The sequence below is a fragment of the Streptomyces sp. SS8 genome (assembly GCF_054072955.1).
Genome location: NZ_JBSVCZ010000002.1, coordinates 118,708 through 145,372, shown reverse-complemented (window position 1 = coordinate 145,372; position 26,665 = coordinate 118,708). Strand labels below are relative to the sequence as shown.

Below are 26,665 nucleotides of genomic sequence, written 5' to 3'. Positions count from 1 at the left end.
GCCTCGTTCACCCACCGCGGCCTGACCTGTGGGAATACTGCAAGCCCCAGGAAGGAACCGGTATGGGCGCTCAGACCGGTTCGACGGCGATGCGGGGGAGGCACAACCGGCGGAGGTCGTCCGTGTCGCTGGTGATGACAGTGACGTCGCCATGCTCCGCGTGAGCCGTGGCCGCGAGCATCGCGTCGATGGCGTACTTGTGACCGTGCAGGTTTTCCGCGGCGAGCAACCTGCTCGCCGTACGTGCGATCTCCTCCGTGATGGGACGCACCTTGGCCAGGGAGACCGCGTGATCGAACGCCGCCTGCGGCACCTTCGGGTCGCGTGCCTCGACCAGCGTGGCGGCGCTCGTCACGACGAGCAGGTCCAGTCTGCGGGCGACGTCCAGCCATACGGTCATGTCGCGGTGCCGACGGGAGAGCTTGGAGAGGGCCTCGCTGTCGAGAACGAGAGTCCCGCTCATGCAGCGTCCGCCGGAGCGGACGCACCGCGGTGGGCGGCGTGGTGGGCGCGGATGCGCTCGGCCCTGTCCGACACCTCGGCGGGGTCGACAGGGCCGTGCTCCGCTTCGGCGGTGGCGATGTACTCGTCGATGGCCTCGCGCTGGAGCTGCCGCTGCACGGCCTCCTCGATATAGGAGGAGACGCCCTGCCTGCCGGCGCGCGCGCGGATCGCCTCCAGGGTCTCGGCTCGCAGGGAGACGCTGGTGACTCGGGTCTTGCCGGGGCGGGGCGTGTCCATGGAGTCAGTGTATTACATGACCTGTTAACCCGCTGGCGCTCCGCAGCGGCCACCGGGCGGCCTGCGACGGCCTGCCGTGGGTCCCGCTGTGCCCGCTCTGCTCGATGCCAGCCGTGTACAGGGCTCCGGACCTCCGGTCGACTGCCGCGGCGGGAAGCCCGCGCAGGGTCGTGGCATGCGTCTGAGCACCGTGATCCTTCCCGTCGACCGCCGGCACGAGGGAGGCCGCGCGAAGTGGCGGCGCGCCGAGGAACTCGGCTTCCACACCGCGTACACCTACGACCACCTGTCCTGGCGCGTCCCGTTCCGCGACGGCCCCTGGTTCGGCGCGCTGCCGACGCTGACGGCCGCCACCACCGCCACGGAGCGGATGCGCCCGGGCGCCCTCGTCACCTCGGTCGAGCCTCGTTCACCCACCGCGGCCTGACCTGCGCAGATCCCTTCGGCCGACGAGCACAGCCGTCCGTTCAGACGCCGATGAGCCGGACGCGGCCGCCGCACAACCGGGCCATGTCATCGACATCGGACGTCAGTACGGCCACCGGGCCCGGCTGACGCAGTGCCACCTCGGCGACGGTCGCGCCGATCGCGTACTCGTGGCCGTGCAGCCCCGCGGTCTTGAGCAGTTGCGCGGACGCCTTCGCCGCCGCCTCGGTCACCGGATCGACCTTGACGCGGGAGAGCACCCACCGCAGTCGAGGCATGTCCACCCGCGCATGGCTGACCTCCACGATGGTGTTGGCGCCGATGACGAGGTCGGCCCCCATGGTGTGGAACACCTGGAACATCGCGAGGATCTTGCGGTCCTGGGCGATCCAGGCGGAGAGCCCCTGGGAGTCCAGGACGACGGTCTCGACGTGCTCGATCACGCCGCGCTCGCCGGTCCGCCGGCATCAGCCGTGCCGAAGATCCTGGAGCGGGCCTCGTCCAGCTCCTCCTCGGTGAACGCCCCGTGTTCTTCCTGGTGACGCCGTAGATCGGCGCCGAGCAACTGATGCCGCAGCTGACGTGCCACCGCCTCGGCGACATATCCCGAGACGTTGTCGGTGAGCTTCCTGAGTTCGGCGACCTGGTCGGTCGGCAGTGTCACCGTGATGCGTGTCGTGTCCGCCACGCCCCGAGCATACTCCGGTATGCGCGCCTGCGGTCGTCCGTCGGCGGTGCCCGCGACCACGGGGGCTAGGGTTGCGGGCATGCGTCTGAGCACCGTGATCCTTCCCGTCGACCGCTGGCACGAGGGAGGCCGTGCCAAGTGGCGGCGCGCCGAGGAACTCGGCTTCCACACCGCGTACACCTACGACCACCTGTCCTGGCGCGTCCCGTTCCGCGACGGCCCCTGGTTCGGCGCGCTGCCGACGCTGACGGCCGCCGCCACCGCCACGGAGCGGATGCGCCTGGGCACCCTGGTGACCTCGCCCAACTTCCGGCATCCGGTGACGCTCGCCAAGGAACTGATCTCGCTGGACGACATCTCGGGCGGCCGGATCACCCTGGGCATCGGCGCGGGCGGCAGCGGCTTCGACGCGACCGCGCTCGGACAGGAGCCGTGGACGCCGCGCGAGCGGGCCGACCGGTTCGCCGAGTTCGTGCCGCTGCTGGACCGGCTGCTGACCGAGGACGCGGTCTCCCACCGGGGCGCGTTCTACTCCGCCGACGGGGCCCGGAACATCCCCGGCTGCGTGCAGCGGCCCCGGCTGCCGTTCGCGGTGGCGGCCACCGGGCCGCGCGGGATGAGGCTGGCCGCCCGGCACGGGCAGGCGTGGGTGACCACCGGCGACCCGAGGCTGTACGAGACCGGGACGCCGAAGCAGTCTCAGGCCGCGCTGCGCGGGCAGATCGAGCGGCTCGGCGAGGCGTGCGCCGAGGCGGGCCGGGACGCGGCGGAACTCGGCAAGGTCCTGCTGCACGGCTTCACCCCGGAGAGGAACACCCCGCTGGAGTCGGTGGAGGCCTTCGTGGACTTCGCGGGCCGCCACCGCGAACTGGGCTTCACCGAGATCGCGGTCCACTGGCCCATCCCCGGCACGGGCTTCGCCGCCGACCGGGCCGTCTTCGAGCGCATCGCCACGGAGGCGGCCGCCCGGCTGGGCTGAGCGGAGCAGCGGGGAAGGCGCGTGCGTTTCGCGCCATGCCCGTGGCGGCCTCCGTGGAGCCGTAACGTTTTTCCTACGTGTACGGGTGGGTGCCCCCGAAGCCGACTGTCCGTGTCCATCCGGTTTCGAATGCGTTCGTCCCGTGGCTCATTCGGGCACCTCTGCGCACGCCTGTGCGGGCATATGCGGGACCATGGGGAGCGTGACCCATGCTCCCGCGCCTCCGATGACACGTCCGCGCCTCATCGCCACCGATCTGGACGGCACACTGCTGCGCGACGACAAGTCCGTCTCCGACCGCACGGTCGCGGCGCTGGCCGCCGCCGAGGAGGCCGGAATCGAGGTCTTCTTCGTCACCGGGCGGCCGGCCCGCTGGATGGGCGTGGTCAGCGACCATGTGCACGGGCACGGCCTGGCGATCTGCGCCAACGGCGCGGCCGTCGTCGACCTGCACCGGGGGCGGCGGATCGTGCAGGTCAGAGAGCTGCCACGCGACACCGCGATGACCGTGGTCGAGGAGTTGCGCACCGCCGCCCCCGACGTCAGCTTCGCCGTCGAGCGGACCGGCGGCATCCACTACGAGCCGCAGTACCCGCAGTTCCACCTCGACCCCGGCGCGCTGATCGCACCGGCCGAGAAGCTGCTGACGGACGAGGCCGAGTACGCCGACGAGCCGGTGCTCAAGCTGCTCGCCCACCACACCTCACTGGTTCCGGACGAGTTCCTGGGCATGGCCCGCACCGTCGCGGGCCACCACGCGGAGTTCACCCGCTCCAGCCCGAGCGCGCTGCTGGAGGTCAGCGGCCCCGGCGTCAGCAAGGCCAGCACCCTGGCCCGGTGCTGCGCGCAGCGCGGTGTGGCGGCCGAGGAGGTCGTCGCCTTCGGCGACATGCCCAACGACCTGGAGATGCTCTCCTGGGCCGGCACCTCCTACGCCATGGCAAACGCCCATCCGGCGGTGCTGGCGGCGACCACGCACCGCACCCTCGCCAACGAGGAGGACGGCGTGGCCGCCGTCATCGAGCGGCTGCTGGAGCTGCCCCCGGCCGGCTGACGGGGGCGGATGCCGATACGGGCGCGGATGCGGGAACGTTTCGGCTGTGGGTTGTCAGGGCGTGGGTGGTCCGGTCTTGGGCTGTCGGTACGGCCGCGGGCGGTCCGGTCCCGGTCGCGCTTGCCTTGAAGTGCTCTCCAAACGCCAGCATGGGGCCTTCGAGCGCGGCGGTGACGCCGCACGGACGAGAGGACCGCCGGTGGGCACACCGTATTTCGCCCTGGGCGCCATGGACTTCGGCACCCGGCTGGACCGGGGCACGTCGATGGCGCTGCTCGACCGCTTCGTCGAGCGGGGAGGGCGCTGGATCGACACCGCCAACTGCTACAGCTTCTGGATCGACCCCTCCGGCGTCGGCGGGCAGAGCGAGACCGTGATCGGCGAGTGGCTGGCCGCCCGGCCCGGCGTACGCGACCGGGTGCTGATCAGCACCAAGGTGCGCCAGCAGCCGACCGTGCCGGGGAAGTGGCCGGAGTCCGCCGAGGGACTGTCGGCACCCGCCGTGCGCTCGGCGGTGCGCGAGAGCCTGAAGCGGCTGCGCACGGAGTGCATCGACCTGTACTGGGCGCACGCGGAGGACCGCGACGTGCCTCTGGAGGAGACCGTCACCGCCTTCGGCGAGGTGGTCTCGGACGGGCTGGCCCGCCGGCTCGGCGCCTCCAACCACGCCGCCTGGCGCGTGGAGCGCGGCCGGGCGCTCGCCCGTGAGGCGGGAGTGGCGGGCTGGACCGCCCTGCAACTGCGGCACTCCTACGTCCAGCCGCGGCCGGGGGTCGTCCTGCCGGAGAGCGGGCACCGGCTCGCGACCGATGAGTCGCTCGACTACGTGCGCAGCGAGCCCGGCATGGAACTGTGGGCCTACTCCTCACTGCTGTGGGGCTCCTACACCCGCTCCGACCGCCCGCTGCCCGAGCACTACGACCACCCCGGCACGGCGCGGCGCCTGGCCGTGCTCGGGGAGGTGGCCGCCGAGACCGGGGCCACCGCGAACCAGGTGGTACTGGCATGGCTGACCGGCGGGGACCCGGCCGTCGTGCCGATCGTCGGAGTGAGCCGGACCGAGCAGCTCGACGAGGCGTTCGACGCGATGGAGCTGCGGCTGGACGAGGGGCAGCGGCGGCGGCTGGACGAGGCGGCCTGAGAGTCCGCCGGGGCCGGCGGGGTCCGCCGGGGGTCGGCGGGGAACCGGCGGGGGCCGGCGCCCCCGTCAGGCCCGGGTCGCGGCCGGCTCCCCGATGGCCCGCTCCCGCTCCAGCATCCGCCGGAAGGGGCCGTCCGCCCGGGCCAGTTCCGTGTACGGACCGCGCTGGACGACGCGCCCCCCGTCGAGGACGACCACCTCGTCCACCGCTTCCAGACCGGCCAGCCGGTGGGTGATCAGCACGGTGGTGCGGCCCTCGGTGGCGGCCAGCAGATCGGCGGTCAGGGCATCGGCGGTGGCCAGGTCCAGATGCTCGGCGGGCTCGTCCAGGACCAGGACGGGGAAGTCGGCGAGCAGCGCGCGGGCCAGGGCCAGGCGCTGGCGCTGGCCACCGGAGAGCCGGGCGCCGAACTCACCGACGAGGGTGTCCAGACCGTCCGGCAGCTCGCCGACCCAGTCGTCCAGGCGGGCGGCCGCCAGGGCGGCGTGGAGGTCGTCGTCGGTGGCCGGTGGCCTGGCCAGGCGGAGGTTCTCGCGCAGGGAGCTGTCGAAGATGTGCGCGTCCTGGGCGCACAGGCCGACGAGGCGGCGTACCGCGTCGGGGTCGAGGGTGAGGGCGTCGGCGGGGGCGGTGGTGTCCTTGGTGGGGGTGGTGGTGTTGGGGGTGGTGGTGTTGGGGGTGGTGGTGTTCGCGCCGAGGGTGTAGCTGCCGGAGACGGGGTCGAGGAAGCGCAGCAGGACGTGGGCCAGGGTGGTCTTGCCCGAGCCCGACGGGCCGACGACCGCGACGCGCCGGCCGGGGGTCAGGGTGAGGTCCACCTCCCGCAGGGCCGGGCGCTCCTGGCCCGGGTGGCGGGCGGTGAGGGCGGTGAGGGCGAGGGGGAACGGGTCCTCGGGCGCCGGGGCGGGGTCCTCGGGCTCGCGTACGGGGGCGGGTGCGTCGATCACCTCGTGGACGCGCTCGGCCGAGCGGCGGGTTCGCTGCCGGTGCTGAACGGCGAGCGGCATCCCGGACACCGCCTCGAAGGCGGCGAGCGGGGTGAGCACGACCACCGCCATGAGGAGGCCGTCCAGCCGTCCGCCGTGGACGGCCGCGGCGCCGAACCAGGCGGCGGCGGTGACGGTGAGCCCGGCGGCGAGCGCGGACAGCCCGCCGCCGAGCGCCGTGACGGCGGAGCTGCGGGCGGCCAGGCGGGTCAGTGCGGCGTCGGCCTCGCGTACGGCCTCGGTGCGGCGGGGCAGCGCACCGGCGACGGTCAGCTCGGCGGTGCCGGTGAGCAGGTCGACGGTACGGGTGGTCAGCTCGCCGCGGGCGGGCGCGAGGCGGCGCTCGGTGCGTCGGGAGACCGCGGCGGCGAGCGCGGGGACGGCGACACCGGCGGCCAGGAGGCCGGCGGCTAGAGCCGCTCCCGCCTCGGGCAGGAGCCACCCGGTGAAGACGGTGGCCGCGAGGGAGACGGTGGCGGCGACGGCCGCCGGCAGCAGCCAGCGCAGGAAGTAGTCCTGGAGGGTGTCGACGTCGGCGACGAGCCGGGCGAGCAGGTCGCCGCGCCGGGTGTGGCGCAGCCCGGCGGGGGCGAGGCGCTCCAGCCGGCGGTAGACGGTGACGCGCAGATCGGCCAGGACGCGGAGGACGGCGTCGTGGGAGACGAGGCGCTCGGCGTAGCGGAAGACGGCGCGGCCGATGCCGAAGGCGCGGGTCGCGGTGACGGCGACCATCAGGTACAGCACGGGGGGCTGCTGGGATGCGCGGGAGATCAGCCAGCCGGAGGAGGCCATGAGGCCGACGGCGCTGAGGAGCGCGAGGGAGCCGAGGAGCAGGGCGAGGGCGAAGCGGGGGCGCAGGGGGTGCGCGATGCGGCGTACTCGGGTGAGGGGGTGGGGGGCGTTCTCGGGTGTGCCGGTGGCGGGCGCGCCGGTGGCGGGTGCGCCGGTGGGCGCGGGGGTGGCGGGCGCGCCGGTGGGCGCGGGGGCGGCGGGCGCGCCGGTGGGCGCGGGGGCGGCGGGCGCGCCGGTGGGCGCGGGGACGGTGCGTGCGGGGGTCGGGGCCGGTCCGGGACGACCATTCCGGACGGCATGATTTACGGCCGCTCCGTGCACCGTCGCGTGGACCGGCGATTGGCCGCAAATCACGCTTGAGTGTCCGGAACGGCCGTCCCTACCCGTCCCCTCCGGCACGCTGCCGGGTGCGGGGTGGTCCGCCCCGGGGGTGGGCGTTGCGGGCTCGAACGCACCGTTCGCGTCGGGGGTCACTGCCGGCACGCTGCCGGGTGCGGGGTGGTCCGCCCCGGGGGTGGAGGGTGCGGTCTCGGCCGCGTCGTTCGCGCAGAGGGTGGTGGGTTCCGTCGCCGTCGGGGCGGGGTGGTCCGCCCCGGGGGTGGAGGGTGCGGTCTCGGCCGCGTCGTTCGCGCAGAGGGTGGTGGGTTCCGTCGCCGTCGGGGCGGGGTGGTCCGCCTCGGGGGTGAGAGGGATCTGCGTTGCGCCGGTGGGGGTGAGGAGGATGACGCGGTCGGCGAGGGGGAGGAGCGCGGGGCGGTGGGCGATGAGGATGACCGTGCGGTCGTGGGTGAGGCGGGCGATCGCATCGACGACCTGGGCTTCGGTGGTGACGTCGAGGGCTGCGGTGGGTTCGTCGAGGAGGACGACCGGGCGGTCGGCGAGGAAGGCGCGGGCCAGGGCGACGCGGCGGCGCTGGCCCGCGGAGAGGCCGGTGCCCGCCTCCCCGAGGAGGGTGTGCGGGGGGAGGTCGGGGGCTCCGGCGTCCCGGAGGGCGCGCAGGACTTCGGCCTCGGTGGCGTCGGGGCGGGCCAGGCGGACGTTGTCGGCGATCGTCCCGGCGAAGAGGTGGGGGTGCTGGGGGACCCAGGCGATCTGGGAGTGCCAGGTGGCCGGGTCGAGGGTGGACAGGTCCCGGCCGGCGATCAGGATGCGGCCCGCGGTGGGGGTGGTGAGGCCGAGGAGGACGCTCAGCAGCGTCGTCTTGCCGGCACCGGAGGGGCCGGTGACGGCGACGGTCTCGCCGGGGGCCACGGTGAGGGTGGTGGGGGGCAGTGAGTCGGTGGTGCGGCCCTCGTGGCGGACGGTGAGGCCGTCGAGGGCGATGGTGGCGGTGCGCGCGTCGGGGGCGGGTGCGGTGCCGGCGGGGGCGGGGCTCTTCTCGAGGGTGGAGAAGACGTCCTCCGCCGCGGCGAGGCCCTCGGCGGCGGCGTGGTAATGGACGCCGACCTGGCGCAGGGGGAGGTACGCCTCGGGGGCGAGGATCAGCACGACCAGGCCGGTGTAGAGGTCGAGTTCGCCGTGGACCAGGCGCATGCCGATGCCGACGGCGACGAGGGCGACGGAGATCGTCGAGAGCAGTTCGAGCGCGAAGGAGGAGAGGAACGCGATCCGCAGGGTGCGCAGGGTGGCGCGGCGGTAGTCGGCGGTGATGGCGCGGATGTTCTCGGCCTGTGCCTTGGCCCGGCCGAAGACCTTGAGGGTGGGCAGGCCGGCGACGACGTCGAGGAAGTGGCCGGACAGACGGGACAGCAGGCGCCACTGGCGGTCCGTACGGGCCTGGGTCGCCCAGCCGATCAGGATCATGAAGAGCGGGATCAGGGGGAGGGTGACGGCGATGGTCGCCGCCGAGATCCAGTCGTCGGTGAGGATGCGCGCGATCAGGGCGGCGGGGACGACGACGGCCAGCGCGAGCTGGGGCAGGTAGCGGGCGAAGTAGTCGTCGAGGGCGTCGATGCCGCGGGTGGCGAGGTTGGCCAGCTCACCGATGGGCCTGTCCAGGCGGGCGGGGCCGAGGGCGGTGGCGTGGGTGAGCAGGCGCAGGCGCAGTTCGGACTTGACCGCGGCGGAGGAGCGGTGGGCGGCCAGTTCGGTGAGCCAGGAGACCAGGGCGCGGCCGAGGGAGACGGCGGCGAGGAGTACGAGGGGGGTGGTGAGTTCGGTGGGGGGTGTGTGGTGCTGGAAGGCCCGTACGACGATCTCGGCGATGAGCATGGCCTGGGCGATGACCAGGCCCGCTCCGGCCAGCCCCAGCACCACGGTGGCCGCGAGGAAGACGCGGGTGGTGCGGGCGTACCGGAGCAGGCGGGGGTCGACGGGCTTCATGTGCGGGTGGTTTCCGGTTCCGGGTGTGGGGTGTCCGCGATGTGCTGGGTGCCGATGCGCTTGCGGAACACCCAGTATGTCCAGCCCTGGTAGAGGAGCACGAGCGGAGTGGCCAGGGCTGCCAGCCAGGTCATGATCGTCAGGGTGTAGGGGGAGGAGGCGGAGTTGGCGACCGTCAGGCTCCAGGCGGGGTCGAGCGTGGAGGGCATGACGTTCGGGTAGAGGGCGAGGAAGAGCATGGCGACGGCCGCGACCACGGTGACGCCGGAGAGGGTGAAGGACCAGCCCTCGCGTCCGGCGGCGATCGCGCGGACGGCCGCGAGCAGGGCGAGCGCGGCGACGGCCAGGGCGAGCAGGGTGGTGGTGTCGCCGCGGTCGAGCTGGGTCCAGCCGAGGAAGGCGACGGCGAGGGCGGCGGTGAGCAGGCCCAGGCGTACGGCGAGGGCGCGGGCCCGGACGCGGATGTCGCCGACGGTCTTCAGGGCGGTGAAGACGGCGCCGTGGAAGGTGAACAGGGCGAGGGTCGTCGCGCCGCCGAGCAGGGCGTAGGGGTTCAGCAGCTCCAGCAGGCCGCCGGTGTACTCCTTGTTCGCGTCGATGGCGACGCCGCGGACGATGTTGGCGAAGGCCACGCCCCACAGGAAGGCGGGGATCAGGGAGGTCCAGAAGATGGCGCGCTCCCAGTTGGTCTGCCACTTCTCCTCGGGGCGCTTGGCGCGGTACTCGAAGGCGACGCCGCGGACGATCAGGCAGACGAGGATGATCAGGAGGGGCAGGTAGAAGCCGGAGAAGAGGGTGGCGTACCAGTCGGGGAAGGCGGCGAAGGTGGCGCCGCCGGCCGTCAGCAGCCAGACCTCGTTGCCGTCCCAGACCGGGCCGATGGTGTTGATCAGTACGCGGCGCTCGCGGCGGTCGCGGGCCAGCGGCCGGGTGAGGACGCCGACTCCGAAGTCGAAGCCCTCCAGGAAGAAGTAGCCGGTCCACAGGACGGCGATCAGGACGAACCAGACGTCGTGGAGTTCCATCGGGAAACCTCGGTCGGACCTAGTAGGAGAAGGCCATGGGGCGGTCGGCGTCGTCCTTGTCGTGGCCGCCGATCCGGGTGGGCGGGTCGAGGTCGGCCTCGGTGAGCTCGGGGGGTCCGGCCTTGACGTACTTGGCCAGGAGCTTCACCTCGATCACGGCGAGGACTGCGTACAGGAGGGTGAAGACGGTCATCGAGATCAGCACCTCGGCCTGGGAGACTCCGGGGGAGACGGCGGAGGAGGTGCGCAGCAGGCCGTAGACGACCCAGGGCTGGCGGCCCATCTCGGTGAAGATCCAGCCCCAGGCGTTGGCGATGAGCGGGAAGCCGAGGGTGAGGAAGGCGAGCTGCCAGTAGCGGCGGCTGAGGGCGGGGCCGAGCAGGCGGGTGGGGGTGAGGGCGAGGTTGGGCACCTCGTCCTCGGTGGTGCGGTGGTGTTCGGCCAGGAGGAAGCGTCGGCGGGTGAGCCACAGGCCGAGGGCGCCCAGGGCGGTGGAGGCCATGCCGAAGCCGATCATCCAGCGGAAGCCCCAGTAGGCGACGGGGATGTTGGGCTTGTAGTCGCCGGGGCCGTACTGCTCCTGGAGGGCCTCGTTGGTGTCGTTGATGCCGGGAACGGGGCTGGAGAAGTCGCTGTGGGCGAGGAAGGAGAGCAGGCCGGGGATCTCGATGGCGACCTTGTTGTGGCCCTCGTCGACGTCGCCGTAGGCGAAGACGGAGAAGGGGGCGGGTCCCTCGGTCTCCCACAGGGCTTCGGCCGCGGCCATCTTCATCGGCTGCTGTTCGTACATGATCTTGCCGAGGTGGTCGCCGCTGACGGCGGTGAGCGCTCCGGCTGTCACCAGGGTGACCAGGCCGAGGCGGAGGGAGGTGCGCATCACGGGGATGTGGCGGCGGCGCATCAGGTGGTACGCGGCGATGCCCGCCATGAAGGCGCCGCCGGTGAGGAAGGCGGCGGTCATGGTGTGGAAGAACTGCGCCACGGCGGTGTTCTGGGTGAGCACCGCGAGGAAGTCGGTGAGCTCGGCGCGGCCGGACTCGGGGTCGATGCGGTAGCCGACCGGGTGCTGCATCCAGGAGTTGGCGGCCAGGATGAAGTACGCGGACAGGACCGTGCCGATGGCCACCATCCAGATGGTGGCCAGGTGGATCCTCTTCGGCAGCTTGTCCCAGCCGAAGATCCACAGGCCGATGAAGGTGGACTCGAAGAAGAACGCGATCAGTGCCTCGAAGGCGAGGGGGGCGCCGAAGACGTCGCCGACGAAGCGGGAGTAGTCGGACCAGTTCATGCCGAACTGGAACTCCTGCACGATGCCGGTGACGACGCCCATCGCGATGTTGATCAGGAAGAGTTTACCCCAGAACTTCGTCGCCCGCAGATAGACCTCGCGGCCGGTGCGCACCCAGGCGGTCTGGAGGCCGGCGGTGAGGGCGGCGAGCGAGATGGTCAGGGGGACGAAGAGGAAGTGGTAGACGGTGGTGATCCCGAACTGCCACCGGGCCAGGGTCTCCGGGGCCAGAGCTAGGTCCACAGCACTCTCCCAAAGTGGACATGGTGTGACGTAGCACACGCGCTCGTGAATGCGTTCACATTCACAAGAAGTATGACCCACTTATGTTCGTTCCCTCCCACCGGGGGGTGGGAGGGAACGAAAGTCCTGTTCGGAGGGCCGATGGTCCCCGGGGGCGCGGGGCTAGAGGTCCCGGCGGAAGTCCTGTGCGGCCTTGAGGAAGAGGTCGTTGGCCTCCGTCTCGCCGATCGTGACGCGGACCCCCTCGCCCGCGAACGGCCGCACCATCACGCCCGCCGCCTCGCAAGTCCCGGCGAAGTCGCCCGTGCGCTCCCCCAGCCGCAGCCAGACGAAGTTCGCCTGGGTCTCGGGGACCGTCCAGCCCTGCGCGGTCAGCTCGCGCACCACCCGCGCCCGTTCGGCGACCAGGGCGTCCACGCGCTCCAGCAGCGCGGCCTCACCGCGCAGCGAGGCGACCGCCGCGTCCTGCGCGATCTGGCTCACTCCGAACGGCACCGCGGTCTTGCGCAGCGCCGCCGCCACCGGCTCGTGGGCGACGGCGAAGCCGACCCGCAGCCCGGCCAGGCCGTACGCCTTGGAGAAGGTGCGCAGCACGCAGACGTTCGGGCGGTCGCGGTACAGCTCGATGCCGTCCGGGATCTCCTCGTCGCGGACGAACTCGCGGTAGGCCTCGTCCAGCACCACCAGCACGTCGCCGGGGACACGGTCCAGGAAGCGCTCCAGCTCCGCGCGGCGGACGGCGGTGCCGGTGGGGTTGTTGGGGTTGCAGACGAAGACCAGGCGCGTGCGCTCGGTGACGGCCTCGGCCATCGCGTCCAGGTCGTGCCTCTCATCGGCGTCCAGCGGCACCCGGACGGAGGCCGCGCCGGAGATCTGGGTGATGATCGGGTAGGCCTCGAAGGAGCGCCAGGCGTAGACCACCTCGTCGCCGGGGCCGGCGGTGGCCTGGAGGAGCTGCTGTGCGACGCCGACGGAGCCGGTCCCGGTCGCGATGTGGCTCATCGGCACCCCGAAGCGGTGCGCCAGCTCCGACGTCAGCAGACCGCAGGCCATGTCCGGGTAGCGGTGGAAGGAGCCGGCGGCGGCGGTGGCGGCCTCCAGGACCCCGGGCAGCGGCGGATAGGGGTTCTCGTTGGAGGACAGCTTGTACGCCGTGGGGCCGTCGGCGGCCGGGCGGCCGGGCCTGTAGGTGGGGATACCCTCCAGCACCGCGCGCAGTTTCGGGGCCATCTCCGTCATGCCAGGTCCTCCTCGACCCTTCGGGGCCAGTCGTGGGGCGGCCGTGCCGCCGCCCGTACCACCAATGCTGCACACCTTAGAAGGATTCGCCGGAACGGCGTAGGGGCCGGATGAAGGGGGCGCATTCGCAGAAGTGTGCGCCGGTGGCGTGCTCCGTGGCGCGCATCGCCCGTGAAGGTGAGTTGAGACAGCTTTGAGACATCCCTACTTCTGCTGCGGCAAGCGGTGAAGCATCGACAGAAACGATGAGGCAAAGGCTCAACTCCCGCTTTTTCCATGGTCGTTACCACAGAGCGGCTTGCAGAATCGTCTCTTCTGACGTTGTTCTGTACACCCCAGCAAACGGCGCGGCGCGGCCCTAGTATCAGCACGCCATGACAGCAGCAGGGAAGCACCAGGTGAGCCGGGCTCACGGCCGTCGGCTGGGGCGTGCGGGCATCCGGGACGTGGCCGCGGCGGCCGGCGTCTCGATCACGACCGTCTCCGACGCGCTCAACGGCAAGGGCCGCCTGCCCGACGCCACCCGACGCCGTGTCCGCGAAGTCGCCGACCGGCTCGGATACCGCCCCTCCGCGGCGGCCCGCACGCTCCGCACCGGCAAGTCGGGGCTGATCGGGCTGACGGTCACGACCTACGGGGAGGAGCCCTTCACCTTCACCGAGTTCGCCTACTTCGCCGAGATGGCACGCGCCGCCTCCTCGGCGGCGCTGGCCCGTGGCTACGCCCTGGTGATCCTCCCCGGCAGCACCCGGCAGAGCCCCTACGACGTCTGGTCCAACGTCGCCCTCGACGGCACCGTCGTCATCGACCCCTCCGACCGCGACCCCGTCGTCACCGAGCTGGTCCGCCAGGGCGTCCCCGTGGTCTCCGACGGCCGACCCTGCGGCGACCTGCCCGTCACCGCCTGGGTCGACAACGACCACGAGGCCGCCGTCACCGGACTGCTCGACCACCTGGCCGCCGCCGGCGCCCGCCGTATCGGCCTGCTCACCGGCACCAGCACCGACACCTACACCCGGCTGTCCACCGAGGCCTACCTGCGCTGGTGCGAACGCGCCGGGCAGGACCCGGTGTACGAGGCCTACCCCGCCCACGACCCCTGCGCCGGAGCCGTCGCCGCCGACAGGCTGCTGGCCCGGCCAGACCGCCCCGACGCCGTGTACGGGCTCTTCGACCCCAACGGCACCGACCTGCTCGCCGCCGCCCGCCGCTACGGGCTGCGCGTCCCCGACGACCTGCTGCTGGTGTGCTGCAGCGAGTCCGCCGTCTACGCCGGCACCGAGCCGCCCATCACCACCCTGTCGCTGAAGCCCGGGCGCATCGGCACCACCGTCGTCCAGCTCCTGATCGACGCCATCGAGGGCACCGGCGGCGGCCGCCCCGTCCAGCGGATCATGCCCACCGACCTGATCGTCCGCACGTCCTCGCAGCGCCGGCGCCGGCGGACGACGGTGAGCGCCCCCCGCTCCCCCGAACAGCGCGGGCAGGCGTAGGGTCCGTTCATTCCGGGGCGAACCGGCCGCTCTCCGCCTCCCGCCCGGACCCGGTCCGAATTGCCGTCCCCCGGGTGCGTCACAAGGTGCGACCTGCGTTCCTATGATGGGCCCACGACACCGGGACCGGCTCTCGACACGGGGCGACCCGCGGGAGGCGGAGAGAGGTCCGGCAGGTGCAGGCGCGCGCGATGGTGGAGGGGCCGATGACTCTGGGGGCCGGTCGGGGATCCGACGTGTGGCACGGCGGCGCGGGCGTGACGGGTCCGGGCCCGGTGAACTCGGGCGTCGTGGGTCCGGGTGTCGTGGGTCCGGGTGCGGCGGGCGGCGGCGAGCAGATCGGTGCCGAGCCGCGCCCGGAGGGGTACACCCCCACCCGGCGCGACCTGCCCGTCGTCGGCGCGGCCCCCGCCGTCCCCACCCCCACGCTGGTCGACACCCCCTCCCCCGCCGCCGCCGGCGGTGAGCAGGGCCCGCTGTACGTCGTCGGCGACGTCCACGGTTATCTGGACGAGCTGCGCGCGGCCCTGCTGAACCAGGGGCTCATCGACACCGAGGACCACTGGATCGCGGGCAACGCCCGACTGTGGTTCCTGGGCGACTTCACCGACCGCGGCCCGGACGGCATCGGCGTCATCGACCTGGTGATGCAGCTCTCCGCCGAGGCCGCCGCCGCCGGCGGCTACTGCAAGGCGCTGATGGGCAACCACGAGCTGCTGCTGATCGGCGCCAAGCGCTTCGGCGACACCCCAGTCGGCTCCGGTGCGGGCACCGCCTCCTTCCAGGCGGCCTGGCTGCTCAACGGCGGGCAGCGCTCCGACATGGAGCGGCTCCAGGAGCACCACATCCAGTGGATGTCCCGGCTGGACGCCATGGCCCTGGCCGACGACCACCTGCTGGTGCACTCCGACACCACCGCCTACCTGGAGTACGGCGACAGCATCGCCGACGTCAACGACGCGATCACCGAGTCCCTCACCCGCCACGACGCCGACGAGACCTGGGACCTGTTCCGCAAGTTCACCAAGCGCTTCGCCTTCCGCGACGACGCCGGCGCCATGGCGGCCCGCGAACTGCTGGACACCTACGGCGGACGGCGCGTCGTCCACGGCCACAGCCCGATCCCCTACCTGCTGGGCGAGGTCGGCTCCGAGGACGGCGAGGACGCCGCGCCCCGGGTGCACGGGCCGCACGTCTACGCCGACTCGCTCGCGATCGCCATGGACGGCGGGGTGACCATGGCCGGAAAGCTACTGGTGTCCCGGCTCCCCCTCCCGGCCTGAGCGTCGTCTCCCCCGGTGTCCGCCTGATCCTCCCCGTACGCACCCGTGCACACCGCCCGGAGGGTGAAGACCGCACGGCAGTGGCGCGTGTTTTCCGGAAACACCCTGTCACTGCCGGAAGGAACCGCTCTACCATCGGGTCCCTGTCTCAAGCGAGCTCTCCTCCGTTTCCGGCCCCAGGGCCTTACGGAGCACCGGGGGATGCACATGAACACCGCTCCGCACCTGCGTTCCGAGGACCGCCCCGAGTTCGAACGCGTCCTCGACGAGGCACTGCGCGCCGTACGCGACCGCCCCGAACCGGCGGCCGGAAGACGGCTGAGCACCGAGCAGCTGCGCGCCGCCGCGATCGGCGCGGCCGCGGCGATCGCCGCCTGCGCGGCGGCGGAGTACGAGCACTTCGCGGCACTCCGCGACGAGCTGCGCCTGCCCGGCCACGCGCCCTCCTCACAGGGGCCGGCGCGGGGGGCGGCGGGCTCGCCAGGGGATTCCGGTTCCGGTACGGGCGGCGCCGGACTGCTCGCCACGCTCTCCGTCCTGGCGCCCGTGCTGGCCGGAACCGCGGCGCTGATCTTCCTCCTGGCCGGCCATCTGCTGCGGGTGCTGGACCCCGAGCCGTCCATCGCCGCGCAGCTGCGCGACGCGGGCTGGGCCTTCGCCGCCCTGACCGCCGCCTCCCTTCTGGCCGCGTGTGCCGGACTGCTGGTCACCGCGGTGCGCCACGGCGCCGGCGCGATCCGGGCGGGCGGCCCCAGCGGGCAGAGCGCGCTCGCCGAGGAGGTGGCGCGGGCGCGCACGGCCTGGCGCACGGCGCTGCTGGAGCGCGGGGTGCTGCCCTTCCTCCAGGAGGCGCTGGCCGCGCCGGCCGCAGGGGCCGAGCCCGCTTCGGAGACGGCGGACTCCCTGGATGCCTCAGGGGTCCCGGGGGCGGGGAAGGCCCGGCCGGAAAGCCGCCACCCCAGGCTGGGCTACACCCACCCGGGCTTCTCCAGCCCGGCCGCGAAGACGCCCCGCGACAGGGGTGGCGGGGCCCGCTTCAGCAGCCCGGACTTCACCAGTCCCGACTTCGGGGGCCCCGAGCACCCCGTCGACCGGCACCCGGACCGGGCCCCCGACTGAGCCACGGCCGGGCGCCGGAGCCCGGGGCGGGGACGGGCCGGGTCCGTAAAGCGGTGGGACCGGCGGACCCGCGCTGGCATCCTGGGGAGGGTGACGGACCGACCACAGCCCCCCGGCGGCACCCCGCCGCCCCGCGAACTGCTCCTCCGCGTCTCTCCCGAACTGCGGATCTTCCTGCCCTCGCGCCACCGCGGCGCCGAGCTCCTCACCGTGCCCCACGACGGCGCCTCCTCCCTCGTCCACGTCGTGCAGTCCGCCGGCATCCCGCTCACGGAGGTGGGCGCGCTCGTCCTGGAGGACGCCGCCGGAAGCGGCGGGGACGGGCGGCGGGTGGAGCCCTCGTACCGCCCCGAGGCGGGCCGGACGGTCCGGATCGAACCCGTCGTACGCCCGCAGCGGGTCCCCCACGGGCCGCCGCGCTTCCTGCTGGACGTCCACCTGGGCACGCTGGCCCGGCGGCTGCGGCTGGTGGCGGGCGCCGACACCGCGTACCACAACGACATGGACGACCCCGCCCTGGTCGAGCAGGCCAACGCCGAGCGGCGCGTCCTGCTCACCCAGGACCGCGGGCTGCTGATGCGGCGGCAGCTGTGGATGGGCGCCTACGTGCGCGGCTCGCGCCCGGACGACCAGCTCGCCGACGTCCTGGACCGGTTCGCCCTGCCACTGGCTCCGTGGACGCGGTGCACGGCGTGCAACGGGCTCCTCGCCGAGGCGGCGAAGGCCGAGGTCGAGCATCTGCTGCGCCCCGGCACCCGCCGCACCTACGACACCTTCGCCCGCTGCCGCGACTGCGGCCGCGTCTACTGGCGCGGGGCCCACGGGGACCGGCTGGAGGCACTGGTCGCGGAGGCCGCCGGGTCGGCGGGCGAGCGGGAGACCGGCGCGCCGTAGGCGCTCAGTCGATCAGCCCCAGGCGCGCGGCGCGCACCCCTGCCGCGAACCGGCTCCCCGCCCCCAGCTTCTCGGTGATCCGGGTCATCATCCGCCGCAGTGTCCGTTCGGAGCAGCCGAGCCGCCGGGCGATGCTCTCGTCCTTGGTGCCGGTCGCGAGCAGGGCGAGGATCTCCCGCTCCTGCTCGGTGTACTCGTCGGCCGGGTGGGAGCCGTCGGCACGCCCGGCCCGGCCCGCGCCCTCGGGGTAGGGACGCGCCACGTCCCACTCGTGTTCGAAGACCCGTACGAAGCACAGTGCGATCCGCGAACTGCGCAGCAGCACGTCGCCGTCGCCGCCCAGGGGATCGTCACCGGCGGGCATCAGCGTGACCGTGCGGTCCACGACGTGAAGGTAGAGGGGCAGGGCGGCCGCGACGCGGACCCGGGCGCCCGCCTCCCGCAGGGCGTCGAGGTAGGCGGCGGCTCCCGGGCCGCGCGTCGCGCCGATGGTGGCCAGCATCCTGACCTCGGTCCCCTGTGCCAGGATGCGGCGATCGTGGACGAGGCTGGCCTCCAGCACCTCGGGGCCGGGGAAGGCGGTCCGCATGCACAGCACCTCCCGGCGTCCCACCGGCTCGAACTCGTCCAGCCGTCTGCGGAGCCGGTCGCGGTCCTCGACGAACTCCACCTCGACGCTCTCGTGCCCCGACCCCCGGAACTCCGGGAGCAGGTCGAGGATGTCGTCGACGGCACGGAGGTTGCGGTCCAGGGTTTCGGCGGCCGACCGCAGCCAGGCGCGCTGCTCGCCGAACAGCTCCCGCAGGGCCCTCTCCGGTGAGCTGACCCCCTGGCCCTCGGGGTCGAGGAGCCTGCGCTCGGCGAGCCAGCGCCTGACCTCCTCGGGTGTCTCCTCCGGCCGCGGGACGCGTGTCGCGCGGGTGCTCCTGAGCGTTCCGACCAGTTGCGTGTAGACCTGCCTGGCCCCGGTCCCGACCGCGTCGTCACTGTCAGCGGACATGTCAAGAAAATAGCCCGTGACCCGGATCTTCTCCATAGTCCGGCCGGCACAGGAGCCGTGTCCGAAGCTGGCCGGGTCCGGCCACGCCGGTTCCGACCCGGCCCCCGTACCGAACGGCCGGGCTTAACGTGGCGCCGCGGCACCGGGAACCGGCGGCCGCCGCCGCGTCACGCGGTATCCCCCCTCAACGTGCCGGCGCACACCCACAGCGCCGGCCGACCACCGGAAGGTGTGCACCCCCATGAGACGAACGCACCTGGGCGCGCTGCTGCTCGCCATCCCCACCGCGCTGATACCCGCCGTCGCCTCCGCGGCCCCCGCCGCCGACTCCGCGCGTGCCGGAGCGCCGCTGGTCAAGGTCGCGCAGGCCCCGGACGCGCTGGCCGTCGAGGGGAACTACATCGTCACCCTGAAGCCCGGCGCCAAGGCAACGAAGCTCACCGGCGACAGGGACATCAAGACCCGGCACGTCTACTCCGAGGCGCTCAACGGGTTCGCCGCGAAGCTGACGGACGGCCAGCTCAAGGCACTCCAGCGCCACCCCTCCGTCGCGGCGATCGAGGAGGACCAGAAGATCACCGCCAGCGCCACCCAGTACAGCCCGCCCTGGGGACTGGACCGGATCGACCAGCGCAACCGCCCGCTGGACGGCGCCTACACGTACAACCGCAACGGTGCCGGGGTGACGGCGTACATCATCGACACCGGCATCGACACCTCGCACCCCGACTTCGGCGGCCGGGCACGCAACGTCTTCGACGCCTTCGGCGGCAACGGCCAGGACTGCCAGGGCCACGGCACCCATGTCGCCGGCACCGTCGGCGGCGCGACGTACGGCGTCGCCAAGGGTGTGGCGCTGCGCGGTGTCCGGGTGCTCAACTGCCAGGGCAGCGGCACCTACTCGGGCATCATCGCCGGTTTCGACTGGGTCCGGCAGAACGCCGTCAAGCCCGCCGTGGCCAACGCCTCCCTGGGCGGCGGCTACTCGTCCGCGGTGAACACGGCCGCCACCAACCTGGCCAACTCCGGCGTCCACCTGTCCGTCGCCGCCGGCAACGAGAACCAGAACGCCTGCAACGTCTCCCCGGCCAGTGCCTCCGGCGTCCTCACCGTGGCCGCCTCGGACAGCTCCGACCGCAAGGCGTCCTTCAGCAACTGGGGCTCCTGCACCAACCTGTACGCTCCCGGCGTCTCCGTCGCCTCCACCCGCATGGGCGGCGGCAGCACCTCGCTGAGCGGTACCTCCATGGCCTCCCCGCACGCCGCCGGCGTGGCCGCGCTGTACAAGTCCGCTTACGGCGACGCCTCGTCCTCGGCCGTCAGCAACTGGCTGACCAGCAACGCCACCGCCAACGTGATCAGCGGCAACGTCACCGGCACGCCCAACCGCCTGCTGTTCAAGAGCACTCTGTGACACACCCTCCGGCCGGCTGAGCCGGACGGAGGGAGCGCGGGCCGTCCGGTACCGGGCGGCCCGCGACGGCAGCACACCGGGGGCGGGGAGGGCCCGGACATCCGTCCGGGCCCTCCCCGCACGATCGCGCCGATTCCGCGCCCCCACAGGGCGATTGGCCTGAATCGATCGGTTCGGGGCGATTGCCGCAACCGTCCCGGGAAACGCGTAGCGCATCGAACGACGATCCCCTCACGGAAGCGGAGGAGACGCGATGGCGCGCGTGTCACGCGGGACCAGGACGGGTGCGGTGGCGGCCGCCGGACTGCTGGCCGGTACGGCGCTGATCGCCGGATGCGGCGATCAGGACCCCGGGCCGGAGGCCAAGACCGGAACCGGGGCCGAGCGGGAGGCGGGTACCGGCGGCGAGGACGGCGGGGAAGGCGACGAGGCGGCCGCCGAGGTCGTACGGACCGCGCACGAGAAGACGGTCGCGGCCGAGACCGCGAAGATGACGCTGAAGGTCCGCGCCGCCATGGGCGGGCAGCAGCAGACCCTCACCGGCGACGGCACCGTCGACCTGACCGACGGTACGAGCGACCTGACCGTCGAGGCGGGCGGCGGCGAGCGGATCGAGCAGCGGGTGGTGGACGAGACCCTCTACCAGCGGCTGCCGGACCAGGCGCGGGACCGGCTCGGGGTGGACAAGCCGTGGATCAGCGTCGACCTGAGGGAACTCGCCGGAACCGACGGCACCGTGGGCGGCGTGCGGATCAACGACCCCGTCCGGGGCCTCGACTACACCCGGGCCCTGGACGACGACGCCGCCCGCGTCGGCACCGAGGAGATCGGCGGTGTGGAGACCACCCACTACCGTGTGAACGTCGACGTGGACGAACTCGCGGACGAGAACACGGCCGAGGCCGAGCGCCTGCGGCGGCAGCTCGGCGACTCCCTGCCGATGCACCTGTGGCTCGACGACCAGGACCGCATCCGCCGCCAGCAGTTCGAGATCTCCCTCGACGGCGAGGCGGCACGGTCGAACTCCGGCTCCCGGGCCCAGTCCCAGCCGCCGTCGCGGGAGGCGCGGGAGGCGAAGATCCGCACCGTCATCGAGTTCAGCGACTTCGGCACCGAGGTCGAGGTCTCCCCGCCTCCGGCCGAGAAGACCGAGGACGTCACCGGCAAGCTCGCCCGGCAGACCGACCGCTCCTCGAACGGGTGAACCGGACAGGTGAACTCACCGGCCGCCGACGAGTCCCGCCGGCGGCCGGCGTCATACCTCCACAGACGCCCCGGCGGACCGGACACGGCCGGAGCGTTCTGGGAGGCTGAGGTGATGACGACCCCGGAAGCACGGTGGGAGCAGCGGCTCGAGAGCCTGTGGGCCTCCTTCGACGACCACGGACCCGACGACTTCCTGCGCCGGATCGAGGCACTGGCCGCCGAGCTCCCGCCCGGCGACGCCGTCGCCCTGTACGAGCTGGCCTCCGCCCACGACGCGGTCGCCGCCTTCCTGTCCCTGGCTCTCACCGACGCCGGGCGGGAACGGGAGGCGGCGGCCCTCGCCCTCACCGCTCTCGTCCCCCACCTGCCGGAGTACCGCCGCTCACTGACGCACTACGCCCGCGCCCTCACCGCCGGGGACGGCGCCTGAACCGGCTCCGACACGGCTGCCGTACCAGGCGGGCCCCGGGAAAGACCGAGTCCAGGTGCGCGACCCGGCCGCGGGCATGGGGCGGGTCCCGGACCTCGACGCGTTCGGCACCCGCCCCGTTGTTCCCGGCTTCCGCGGTCAGTCCGTCAGCGGCAGATAGACGCGGTTGCCGCTCGCTGCGAACTCCTCGGACTTCCGCCTCATGCCCTCCTCCGGATCCAGGGCGAGATCGCCGCCGTGTTCGCGGCGAATGTCCTGGGATATCTTCATCGAACAGAATTTCGGACCGCACATCGAGCAGAAGTGCGCCGTCTTCGCCGGTTCGGCCGGGAGCGTCTCGTCGTGGAAGGCGCGGGCCGTGTCCGGGTCGAGGGCCAGGTTGAACTGGTCCTCCCAGCGGAACTCGAAGCGGGCGTCGGACAGGGCGTCGTCCCACTCCTGGGCGCCGGGGTGGCCCTTGGCCAGGTCGGCGGCGTGGGCGGCGATCTTGTAGGTGATCACGCCTGTCTTCACGTCGTCGCGGTCCGGCAGGCCCAGGTGCTCCTTGGGCGTGACGTAGCAGAGCATCGCCGTACCCCACCAGGCGATCATCGCCGCGCCGATGCCGGAGGTGATGTGGTCGTAGGCCGGGGCGATGTCGGTGGTGAGCGGGCCGAGGGTGTAGAAGGGCGCCTCGTCGCAGATCTCCTGCTGGAGGTCGACGTTCTCCTTGATCTTGTGCATCGGGACGTGCCCGGGGCCCTCGATCATCGTCTGCACGTCGTGGGACTTGGCTATCCGGTTCAGCTCGCCCAGCGTGCGCAGTTCGGCGAACTGCGCCTCGTCGTTGGCGTCAGCGATGGAGCCCGGGCGCAGTCCGTCGCCGAGGGAGAAGGTGACGTCGTAGGCGCGCAGGATCTCGCAGAGCTCCTCGAAGTGGGTGTAGAGGAAGCTCTCCTTGTGGTGGGCCAGGCACCAGGCCGCCATGATCGAGCCGCCGCGCGAGACGATGCCCGTCTTGCGGCGGGCGGTCAGCGGGACGTAGCGCAGCAGGACGCCGGCGTGGACGGTCATGTAGTCCACGCCCTGCTCGCACTGCTCGATGACGGTGTCCTTGTAGATCTCCCAGGTCAGCTCCTCGGCCTTGCCGTCGACCTTCTCCAGCGCCTGGTAGAGGGGGACGGTGCCGATGGGGACGGGGGAGTTGCGCAGCACCCACTCACGGGTGGTGTGGATGTTGCGGCCGGTGGAGAGGTCCATGACGGTGTCGGCGCCCCAGCGGGTGGCCCACGTCATCTTCTCCACCTCCTCCTCGATGGAGGAGGTGACGGCCGAGTTGCCGATGTTGGCGTTGACCTTCACCAGGAAGTTCTTGCCGATGATCATCGGCTCGGTCTCCGGGTGGTTGACGTTCGCCGGGAGGACGGCGCGGCCCGCGGCGATCTCGTCGCGCACGTGCTCCGGCGAGCAGCCCTCGCGGACGGCCACGAACTCCATCTCGGGGGTGATCTCGCCCCGCTTGGCGTACGCGAGCTGCGTGACGGCGGTGGCGCCGCCGCGTCCCCGGCGCGGCAGGCGGGGGCGGCCGGGGAAGACGGCGTCCAGGTTGCGCAGCCCGCCGCGCGGCGAGGTGTGCCTGAGGCCGTCGTCCTCGGGCCGCACCTCGCGGCCCGGGTACTCCTCGGTGTCCCCTCTGGCGATGATCCAGTTCTCCCGCAGCGGCGCCAGGCCGCGGCGGACGTCGGTGTCGATGTTCGGATCGGTGTACGGGCCGGACGTGTCGTACAGCGTCACGTCGCGGCCGTTGGTGAGGTGCACACGGCGGACGGGCACCCGGATGTCGGGGCGCGAACCGCTCAGATAGCCCTTGTGCCAGCCGATCGCGCGCTCCTCGGCGCTCCCGGAGGCGTTTTCGGGCGTGCGTGCGTCCTGCGTGGTCATGAGACCCAACTCCCTACGCCGGCATTACCCGGTAACAGGTTCGGCGGTCGACGCAGCCGTCCCCGTGGCGGTGTCCACGGAGGTCAGCGTCCTCTCAGCCCCGTGCTCGGAGCTCCCGCGATGTGCAAAAGCGCCCCCACGCTAACGGCTGACACCGGGCGCGCGCCAGGGCGCCCCCGCCGTGCCTGCGATGATCGGGCCGTGGACTCCTCCTCCCCGCTCCCCCCGCCGTCCCGCCCGCCGGTTCCCCCGCCGGTGCCGCCGGTACCGCCCTCCGCCCCGCCGCCCCGGCGTCCGTCGCCCGGCCACGGGCATGCGCCGCACGGGCACGGCCACTCGCACGGGCCGCCCGCCCCCGTCTCGGCGCGGCTGCGCAGGGTGGTCGCGGCGGTGCTGGTCCCGTTCGCCGTCGCGGTGCTCGCCGGGCTGGTCGTGCTGTGGCCGGGCGGCGCGCCCGAGGGGGAGGGCTCGCCCAGCGGTGTCGGCTTCGACCGGCAGACGCTCGGCGCGCGGGTCACCGCGGTCGAGGAGGTCGACTGCGCGGAGGTGGGCGCCGCCCGGCCGCCCGGCGGCGCAGGGGGCGCCGGAGGCGCGCAGGAGGGCGGAGGCGGCGATTCGGGCGCTCTCCCGGAGGGTTCCGGGGAGGGTTCCGGAGCGGACCCCGGGGAGGGCGCCTGTCTGCGGGCGACCGTCGAGATCGCCGAGGGGAAGGACGCGGGCCACACCTTCCCGGAGATCGTCACCCCGGACGCCACCCGCCGTCTGAGCCCCGGCCAGGATGTGGTGGTGGCGTACGCGCCCGACGCGCCGCGCGAGTTCCAGTACAGCGTGGTGGACGTGGCGCGCGGGACGCCCATGGTGGTGCTGGCGGGTGTCTTCGCACTGGCGGTGGTGGTCGTCGGGCGGCTGCGCGGGCTGCTGGCGCTGGTCGGGCTGGTGGTCAGCTTCGGGGTGCTGACGCTGTTCATCCTGCCCGCGATCCTCCAGGGCTCCAATCCGCTGCTGGCGGCGGTGGTGGGCGGCAGCGCGATCATGCTGGCCACGCTGTACCTGTGCCACGGCGTCAACGCCCGTACCTCCGTCGCCGTCCTGGGCACCCTGGTGTCGCTGCTGCTGATCGGTCTGCTGGGCTCGGCGTTCATCGGCTGGGCCGCGCTGACGGGCAACACCGACGACCAGACCGGACTGGTGCACGGCCTCTACCCGGACATCGAGATCCGCGGCCTGCTGCTGGCCGGTGTGCTGATCGGTTCGCTGGGCGTGCTGGACGATGTGACGGTGACGCAGACCTCGGCGGTCTGGGAGCTTCGGCAGGCCGACCCGTCGGCCGGGTGGCGCAGGCTCTACGGCGCGGCGATGCGCATCGGGCGCGACCACATCGCATCGGTGGTGAACACGCTGGTGCTGGCGTACGCGGGGGCCGCGCTGCCGCTGCTGCTGCTGTTCTCGATAGCGGAGAGCGGAATGGGCCAGGTGGCCACCAGCGAGCTGGTGGCGGAGGAGATCGTGCGGACGCTGATCGGCTCGATCGGCCTGGTCGCCTCGGTCCCGGTGACCACGGCGCTGGCGGCCCTGGTGGCGGTCGCCGACCGCGAGGGGGCGCCCGGTGGCGAGGCAGCGGCCGGGCCGGTGCGCGCCCGGGGCCGGGGAGGCAGGCGGCGGGCGCGGCGCTGAGCCGCGCCCGGGGCGCCCGGCGGAACGGGCCGGGTGCCCCGGCCGGAGGCGTCAGCCCCCCGAGGAGGATCCGGAGGAGGTGAACTTCCGCACCAGGTAGACCAGTGCGCCGACCAGCGCCACGAACAGCAGGACCTTGAAGAGCAGCTTCACGACGAAGCCGACGACGGCGAAGATCAGGCCGCCGAAGACGAAGATCGCGATGAGCGGGATCGCGACCCACTTCACCCACCACGGCAGCGCCGCGAAGGTCTCCTTGAGATCCATGACCGTGTACCCGCTTCCTGAATTCTTCGGCCACCGGGAGGACCCGGCGGCCGGGTGCGTCCGGTGCTTCCGCCTCCGATGCTAGGCGGGCGGGCCCTGCGCCGGGACGCCGCGGGCCCGGGTCCTTCCCTGACCGGACCCCTAGGGCGTGCTTCGGAGGTCCCGTCCGCGGGGCGGCGTCCCGGACCGCCCGTACGGCCGGACCTCCCGCACGGCCGGAGGGACCCGGTCAGCCCTCGGGGGGAGAGAAGACCACCAGGACCCGCAGGTCCTCGGTGATGTGGTGGAACCTGTGCGGCACACCGGCCGGCACGTAGACCACGCTGCCGCGCGCGACCGGGGTGGTCTCGTCCCCGACGGTGATCAGCGCCCGGCCGCTGGCGACGAAGTACACCTCGTCCTGCCGGTGCGGCTGCTGTGGGTCGAGCGAGCCCCGATCCAGGGCGTACAGGCCGACGGACATGTTCCTCTCGCGCAGGAACTGCAGGTACGCGCCGTCGTTGGCGGCCCGCTCCGCCTCCAGTTCCTCCAACCGGAACGCCTTCATGACTCCTCGACCCCTCACCGGTAGGCGACCGTCCCCGTTTCTGGAACGATCTCGGACATGGTGAATTTCCTTGTCAGAACGATCGCCAACGCGGTGGCCCTGGCCGTCGCCGTCTGGCTGCTGGACGACATCACGCTCACGGGTGACGACACCGCGGGCAAGACTCTCACGCTGGTCCTCGTCGCGCTGATCTTCGGCGTCGTCAACGCCGTGGTCAAGCCGATCACGAAACTGCTGTCCCTGCCGCTGCTGGTTCTCACGCTCGGCCTGTTCACCCTGGTGATCAACGCGCTGATGCTGATGCTCACCTCCTGGCTGGCCGAGCAGTTCGACCTGGCCTTCCGCGTGGACGGCTTCTGGACGGCGGTGCTCGGCGCCCTGGTGATCTCCATCGTGTCGTGGGCGGTGAGCATGGTGCTGCCCGACGGCGACTGACCGCCGCGCGCAGAAGGACGGAAGACGACGGGGGCAGGGGCCGGGGAGGCCTGGAGCG

The 26,665-nt window shown here is 72.8% G+C and carries 24 protein-coding genes and 1 pseudogene; 13 read left to right on the top strand and 12 right to left on the bottom strand.

Features of this window, described 5'->3' with window-relative positions; translation table 11 throughout:
* Positions 1 to 70: 70 nt before the first annotated feature.
* Both ACW69E_RS02520 and ACW69E_RS02515 read right to left on the bottom strand, forming a co-directional pair.
* The gene (locus ACW69E_RS02520) at positions 71 to 463 is read right to left on the bottom strand and encodes a type II toxin-antitoxin system VapC family toxin (protein WP_093851923.1); all 393 of its coding nucleotides are present in this window, start codon (positions 461 to 463) and stop codon (positions 71 to 73) included.
* The gene (locus ACW69E_RS02515) at positions 460 to 741 is read right to left on the bottom strand and encodes a hypothetical protein (RefSeq protein WP_457496509.1); all 282 of its coding nucleotides are present in this window, start codon (positions 739 to 741) and stop codon (positions 460 to 462) included. The genes ACW69E_RS02520 and ACW69E_RS02515 overlap by 4 nt, the downstream gene beginning before the upstream one ends.
* 175 nt (positions 742 to 916) lie before the next feature.
* Between ACW69E_RS02515 and ACW69E_RS02510 the strand changes: the two are divergent.
* Positions 917 to 1,156, top strand: a pseudogene (locus tag ACW69E_RS02510) (LLM class flavin-dependent oxidoreductase); the annotation flags it as partial.
* A 52-nt stretch (positions 1,157 to 1,208) separates the two neighbouring features.
* Here ACW69E_RS02510 and ACW69E_RS02505 read toward each other — a convergent pair.
* Together ACW69E_RS02505 and ACW69E_RS02500 are read right to left on the bottom strand one after the other, a co-directional pair.
* Positions 1,209 to 1,610 (bottom strand): DNA-binding protein, encoded by a 402-nt coding sequence (locus ACW69E_RS02505; RefSeq protein ID WP_457496508.1) that lies wholly within the window; start codon positions 1,608 to 1,610, stop codon positions 1,209 to 1,211.
* Positions 1,607 to 1,855, bottom strand: a complete 249-nt coding sequence (locus ACW69E_RS02500; RefSeq protein WP_457496507.1) for a hypothetical protein — start codon at positions 1,853 to 1,855, stop codon at positions 1,607 to 1,609. Before ACW69E_RS02500 ends, ACW69E_RS02505 begins: the two co-directional genes overlap by 4 nt.
* A gap of 79 nt (positions 1,856 to 1,934) precedes the next feature.
* Here ACW69E_RS02500 and ACW69E_RS02495 point away from each other — a divergent pair, with 79 nt between their 5' ends.
* The 3 genes from ACW69E_RS02495 to ACW69E_RS02485 all read left to right on the top strand — a co-directional run bounded on the left by ACW69E_RS02495 (position 1,935) and on the right by ACW69E_RS02485 (position 5,029).
* Positions 1,935 to 2,834: an LLM class flavin-dependent oxidoreductase gene (locus ACW69E_RS02495; RefSeq protein WP_457496506.1), complete on the top strand. Its 900-nt coding sequence runs from the start codon at positions 1,935 to 1,937 to the stop codon at positions 2,832 to 2,834.
* 193 nt (positions 2,835 to 3,027) lie between these two features.
* Positions 3,028 to 3,888 carry a Cof-type HAD-IIB family hydrolase gene (locus ACW69E_RS02490; RefSeq protein WP_457496505.1) on the top strand — a complete coding sequence of 287 codons (861 nt, stop codon included), beginning with the start codon at positions 3,028 to 3,030 and terminating at the stop codon, positions 3,886 to 3,888.
* A gap of 229 nt (positions 3,889 to 4,117) precedes the next feature.
* Positions 4,118 to 5,029 carry an aldo/keto reductase gene (locus tag ACW69E_RS02485; protein WP_457496731.1) on the top strand — a complete coding sequence of 304 codons (912 nt, stop codon included), beginning with the start codon at positions 4,118 to 4,120 and terminating at the stop codon, positions 5,027 to 5,029.
* Positions 5,030 to 5,095: 66 nt separating this feature from the next.
* On the opposite strand, the gene cydD is transcribed toward ACW69E_RS02485, so the two are convergent.
* From cydD to hisC, 4 genes are all read right to left on the bottom strand, one after another.
* Positions 5,096 to 9,130: a thiol reductant ABC exporter subunit CydD gene (gene cydD, locus ACW69E_RS02480; protein ID WP_457496504.1), complete on the bottom strand. Its 4,035-nt coding sequence runs from the start codon at positions 9,128 to 9,130 to the stop codon at positions 5,096 to 5,098.
* A complete protein-coding gene (cydB, locus tag ACW69E_RS02475) occupies positions 9,127 to 10,155 on the bottom strand; it encodes a cytochrome d ubiquinol oxidase subunit II (protein ID WP_457496503.1) in 1,029 nt (342 codons plus the stop codon). Before cydB ends, cydD begins: the two co-directional genes overlap by 4 nt.
* A gap of 19 nt (positions 10,156 to 10,174) precedes the next feature.
* Entirely contained in the window at positions 10,175 to 11,686 is a 1,512-nt protein-coding gene (locus ACW69E_RS02470; protein WP_457496502.1) for a cytochrome ubiquinol oxidase subunit I, read from the bottom strand.
* Between the two features lie 162 nt (positions 11,687 to 11,848).
* Positions 11,849 to 12,925: a histidinol-phosphate transaminase gene (hisC, locus tag ACW69E_RS02465; protein ID WP_457496501.1), complete on the bottom strand. Its 1,077-nt coding sequence runs from the start codon at positions 12,923 to 12,925 to the stop codon at positions 11,849 to 11,851.
* A gap of 374 nt (positions 12,926 to 13,299) precedes the next feature.
* Between hisC and ACW69E_RS02460 the strand changes: the two genes are divergently transcribed.
* The 4 genes from ACW69E_RS02460 to ACW69E_RS02445 all read left to right on the top strand — a co-directional run bounded on the left by ACW69E_RS02460 (position 13,300) and on the right by ACW69E_RS02445 (position 17,714).
* Positions 13,300 to 14,418 carry a LacI family DNA-binding transcriptional regulator gene (locus ACW69E_RS02460; RefSeq protein ID WP_457496500.1) on the top strand — a complete coding sequence of 373 codons (1,119 nt, stop codon included), beginning with the start codon at positions 13,300 to 13,302 and terminating at the stop codon, positions 14,416 to 14,418.
* 206 nt (positions 14,419 to 14,624) lie between these two features.
* Positions 14,625 to 15,701 (top strand): metallophosphoesterase, encoded by a 1,077-nt coding sequence (locus tag ACW69E_RS02455; RefSeq protein WP_457496499.1) that lies wholly within the window; start codon positions 14,625 to 14,627, stop codon positions 15,699 to 15,701.
* A gap of 207 nt (positions 15,702 to 15,908) precedes the next feature.
* Positions 15,909 to 16,820, top strand: a complete 912-nt coding sequence (locus tag ACW69E_RS02450; RefSeq protein ID WP_457496498.1) for a hypothetical protein — start codon at positions 15,909 to 15,911, stop codon at positions 16,818 to 16,820.
* 90 nt (positions 16,821 to 16,910) lie between these two features.
* Positions 16,911 to 17,714 carry a Mut7-C RNAse domain-containing protein gene (locus ACW69E_RS02445; protein WP_457496497.1) on the top strand — a complete coding sequence of 268 codons (804 nt, stop codon included), beginning with the start codon at positions 16,911 to 16,913 and terminating at the stop codon, positions 17,712 to 17,714.
* 4 nt (positions 17,715 to 17,718) lie between these two features.
* Here ACW69E_RS02445 and ACW69E_RS02440 read toward each other — a convergent pair whose 3' ends face one another.
* Positions 17,719 to 18,714: a response regulator transcription factor gene (locus tag ACW69E_RS02440; RefSeq protein ID WP_457496496.1), complete on the bottom strand. Its 996-nt coding sequence runs from the start codon at positions 18,712 to 18,714 to the stop codon at positions 17,719 to 17,721.
* A 241-nt stretch (positions 18,715 to 18,955) separates the two neighbouring features.
* On the opposite strand from ACW69E_RS02440, the gene ACW69E_RS02435 reads away from it, so the two are divergent.
* The 3 genes from ACW69E_RS02435 to ACW69E_RS02425 all read left to right on the top strand — a co-directional run bounded on the left by ACW69E_RS02435 (position 18,956) and on the right by ACW69E_RS02425 (position 21,764).
* On the top strand, positions 18,956 to 20,128 hold the full coding sequence (locus ACW69E_RS02435) for a S8 family peptidase (RefSeq protein ID WP_457496495.1): 1,173 nt from the start codon (positions 18,956 to 18,958) through the stop codon (positions 20,126 to 20,128).
* Between the two features lie 253 nt (positions 20,129 to 20,381).
* Positions 20,382 to 21,332, top strand: coding sequence for a hypothetical protein (locus ACW69E_RS02430; protein ID WP_457496494.1), 951 nt, complete (start codon positions 20,382 to 20,384; stop codon positions 21,330 to 21,332).
* A gap of 114 nt (positions 21,333 to 21,446) precedes the next feature.
* Positions 21,447 to 21,764 (top strand): tetratricopeptide repeat protein, encoded by a 318-nt coding sequence (locus tag ACW69E_RS02425; protein WP_457496493.1) that lies wholly within the window; start codon positions 21,447 to 21,449, stop codon positions 21,762 to 21,764.
* Between the two features lie 138 nt (positions 21,765 to 21,902).
* Here the strand turns inward: ACW69E_RS02425 and thiC are convergent, their stop codons facing one another.
* A complete protein-coding gene (gene thiC / locus ACW69E_RS02420) occupies positions 21,903 to 23,684 on the bottom strand; it encodes a phosphomethylpyrimidine synthase ThiC (protein ID WP_457496492.1) in 1,782 nt (593 codons plus the stop codon).
* Between the two features lie 120 nt (positions 23,685 to 23,804).
* Here thiC and ACW69E_RS02415 point away from each other — a divergent pair, with 120 nt between their 5' ends.
* Positions 23,805 to 25,358 (top strand): YibE/F family protein, encoded by a 1,554-nt coding sequence (locus ACW69E_RS02415; protein WP_457496491.1) that lies wholly within the window; start codon positions 23,805 to 23,807, stop codon positions 25,356 to 25,358.
* A 51-nt stretch (positions 25,359 to 25,409) separates the two neighbouring features.
* Here the strand turns inward: ACW69E_RS02415 and ACW69E_RS02410 are convergent, their stop codons facing one another.
* Together ACW69E_RS02410 and ACW69E_RS02405 are read right to left on the bottom strand one after the other, a co-directional pair.
* A complete protein-coding gene (locus tag ACW69E_RS02410) occupies positions 25,410 to 25,625 on the bottom strand; it encodes a DUF5326 family protein (protein ID WP_457496490.1) in 216 nt (71 codons plus the stop codon).
* A 229-nt stretch (positions 25,626 to 25,854) separates the two neighbouring features.
* Positions 25,855 to 26,172, bottom strand: a complete 318-nt coding sequence (locus ACW69E_RS02405; RefSeq protein WP_412695635.1) for a cupin domain-containing protein — start codon at positions 26,170 to 26,172, stop codon at positions 25,855 to 25,857.
* A 57-nt stretch (positions 26,173 to 26,229) separates the two neighbouring features.
* Between ACW69E_RS02405 and ACW69E_RS02400 the strand changes: the two genes are divergently transcribed.
* Positions 26,230 to 26,607 carry a phage holin family protein gene (locus tag ACW69E_RS02400; RefSeq protein WP_457496489.1) on the top strand — a complete coding sequence of 126 codons (378 nt, stop codon included), beginning with the start codon at positions 26,230 to 26,232 and terminating at the stop codon, positions 26,605 to 26,607.
* The last annotated feature ends 58 nt before the right edge of the window (positions 26,608 to 26,665 follow it).

Excerpts from the sequence above, each read along its gene's own strand:
- ACW69E_RS02520 (WP_093851923.1), bottom strand. The coding sequence starts at position 463 with ATGAGCGGGACTCTCGTTCTCGACAGCGAGGCCCTCTCCAAGCTCTCC.
- ACW69E_RS02515 (WP_457496509.1), bottom strand. The coding sequence starts at position 741 with ATGGACACGCCCCGCCCCGGCAAGACCCGAGTCACCAGCGTCTCCCTG.
- ACW69E_RS02495 (WP_457496506.1), top strand. The coding sequence starts at position 1,935 with ATGCGTCTGAGCACCGTGATCCTTCCCGTCGACCGCTGGCACGAGGGA.
- ACW69E_RS02490 (WP_457496505.1), top strand. The coding sequence starts at position 3,028 with ATGGGGAGCGTGACCCATGCTCCCGCGCCTCCGATGACACGTCCGCGC.
- ACW69E_RS02485 (WP_457496731.1), top strand. The coding sequence starts at position 4,118 with ATGGACTTCGGCACCCGGCTGGACCGGGGCACGTCGATGGCGCTGCTC.
- cydD (WP_457496504.1), bottom strand. The coding sequence starts at position 9,130 with ATGAAGCCCGTCGACCCCCGCCTGCTCCGGTACGCCCGCACCACCCGC.
- cydB (WP_457496503.1), bottom strand. The coding sequence starts at position 10,155 with ATGGAACTCCACGACGTCTGGTTCGTCCTGATCGCCGTCCTGTGGACC.
- hisC (WP_457496501.1), bottom strand. The coding sequence starts at position 12,925 with ATGACGGAGATGGCCCCGAAACTGCGCGCGGTGCTGGAGGGTATCCCC.
- ACW69E_RS02460 (WP_457496500.1), top strand. The coding sequence starts at position 13,300 with ATGACAGCAGCAGGGAAGCACCAGGTGAGCCGGGCTCACGGCCGTCGG.
- ACW69E_RS02455 (WP_457496499.1), top strand. The coding sequence starts at position 14,625 with ATGACTCTGGGGGCCGGTCGGGGATCCGACGTGTGGCACGGCGGCGCG.
- ACW69E_RS02450 (WP_457496498.1), top strand. The coding sequence starts at position 15,909 with ATGAACACCGCTCCGCACCTGCGTTCCGAGGACCGCCCCGAGTTCGAA.
- ACW69E_RS02440 (WP_457496496.1), bottom strand. The coding sequence starts at position 18,714 with ATGTCCGCTGACAGTGACGACGCGGTCGGGACCGGGGCCAGGCAGGTC.
- ACW69E_RS02435 (WP_457496495.1), top strand. The coding sequence starts at position 18,956 with ATGAGACGAACGCACCTGGGCGCGCTGCTGCTCGCCATCCCCACCGCG.
- ACW69E_RS02430 (WP_457496494.1), top strand. The coding sequence starts at position 20,382 with ATGGCGCGCGTGTCACGCGGGACCAGGACGGGTGCGGTGGCGGCCGCC.
- ACW69E_RS02425 (WP_457496493.1), top strand. The coding sequence starts at position 21,447 with ATGACGACCCCGGAAGCACGGTGGGAGCAGCGGCTCGAGAGCCTGTGG.
- thiC (WP_457496492.1), bottom strand. The coding sequence starts at position 23,684 with ATGACCACGCAGGACGCACGCACGCCCGAAAACGCCTCCGGGAGCGCC.
- ACW69E_RS02415 (WP_457496491.1), top strand. The coding sequence starts at position 23,805 with ATGTGCAAAAGCGCCCCCACGCTAACGGCTGACACCGGGCGCGCGCCA.
- ACW69E_RS02410 (WP_457496490.1), bottom strand. The coding sequence starts at position 25,625 with ATGGATCTCAAGGAGACCTTCGCGGCGCTGCCGTGGTGGGTGAAGTGG.
- ACW69E_RS02405 (WP_412695635.1), bottom strand. The coding sequence starts at position 26,172 with ATGAAGGCGTTCCGGTTGGAGGAACTGGAGGCGGAGCGGGCCGCCAAC.
- ACW69E_RS02400 (WP_457496489.1), top strand. The coding sequence starts at position 26,230 with ATGGTGAATTTCCTTGTCAGAACGATCGCCAACGCGGTGGCCCTGGCC.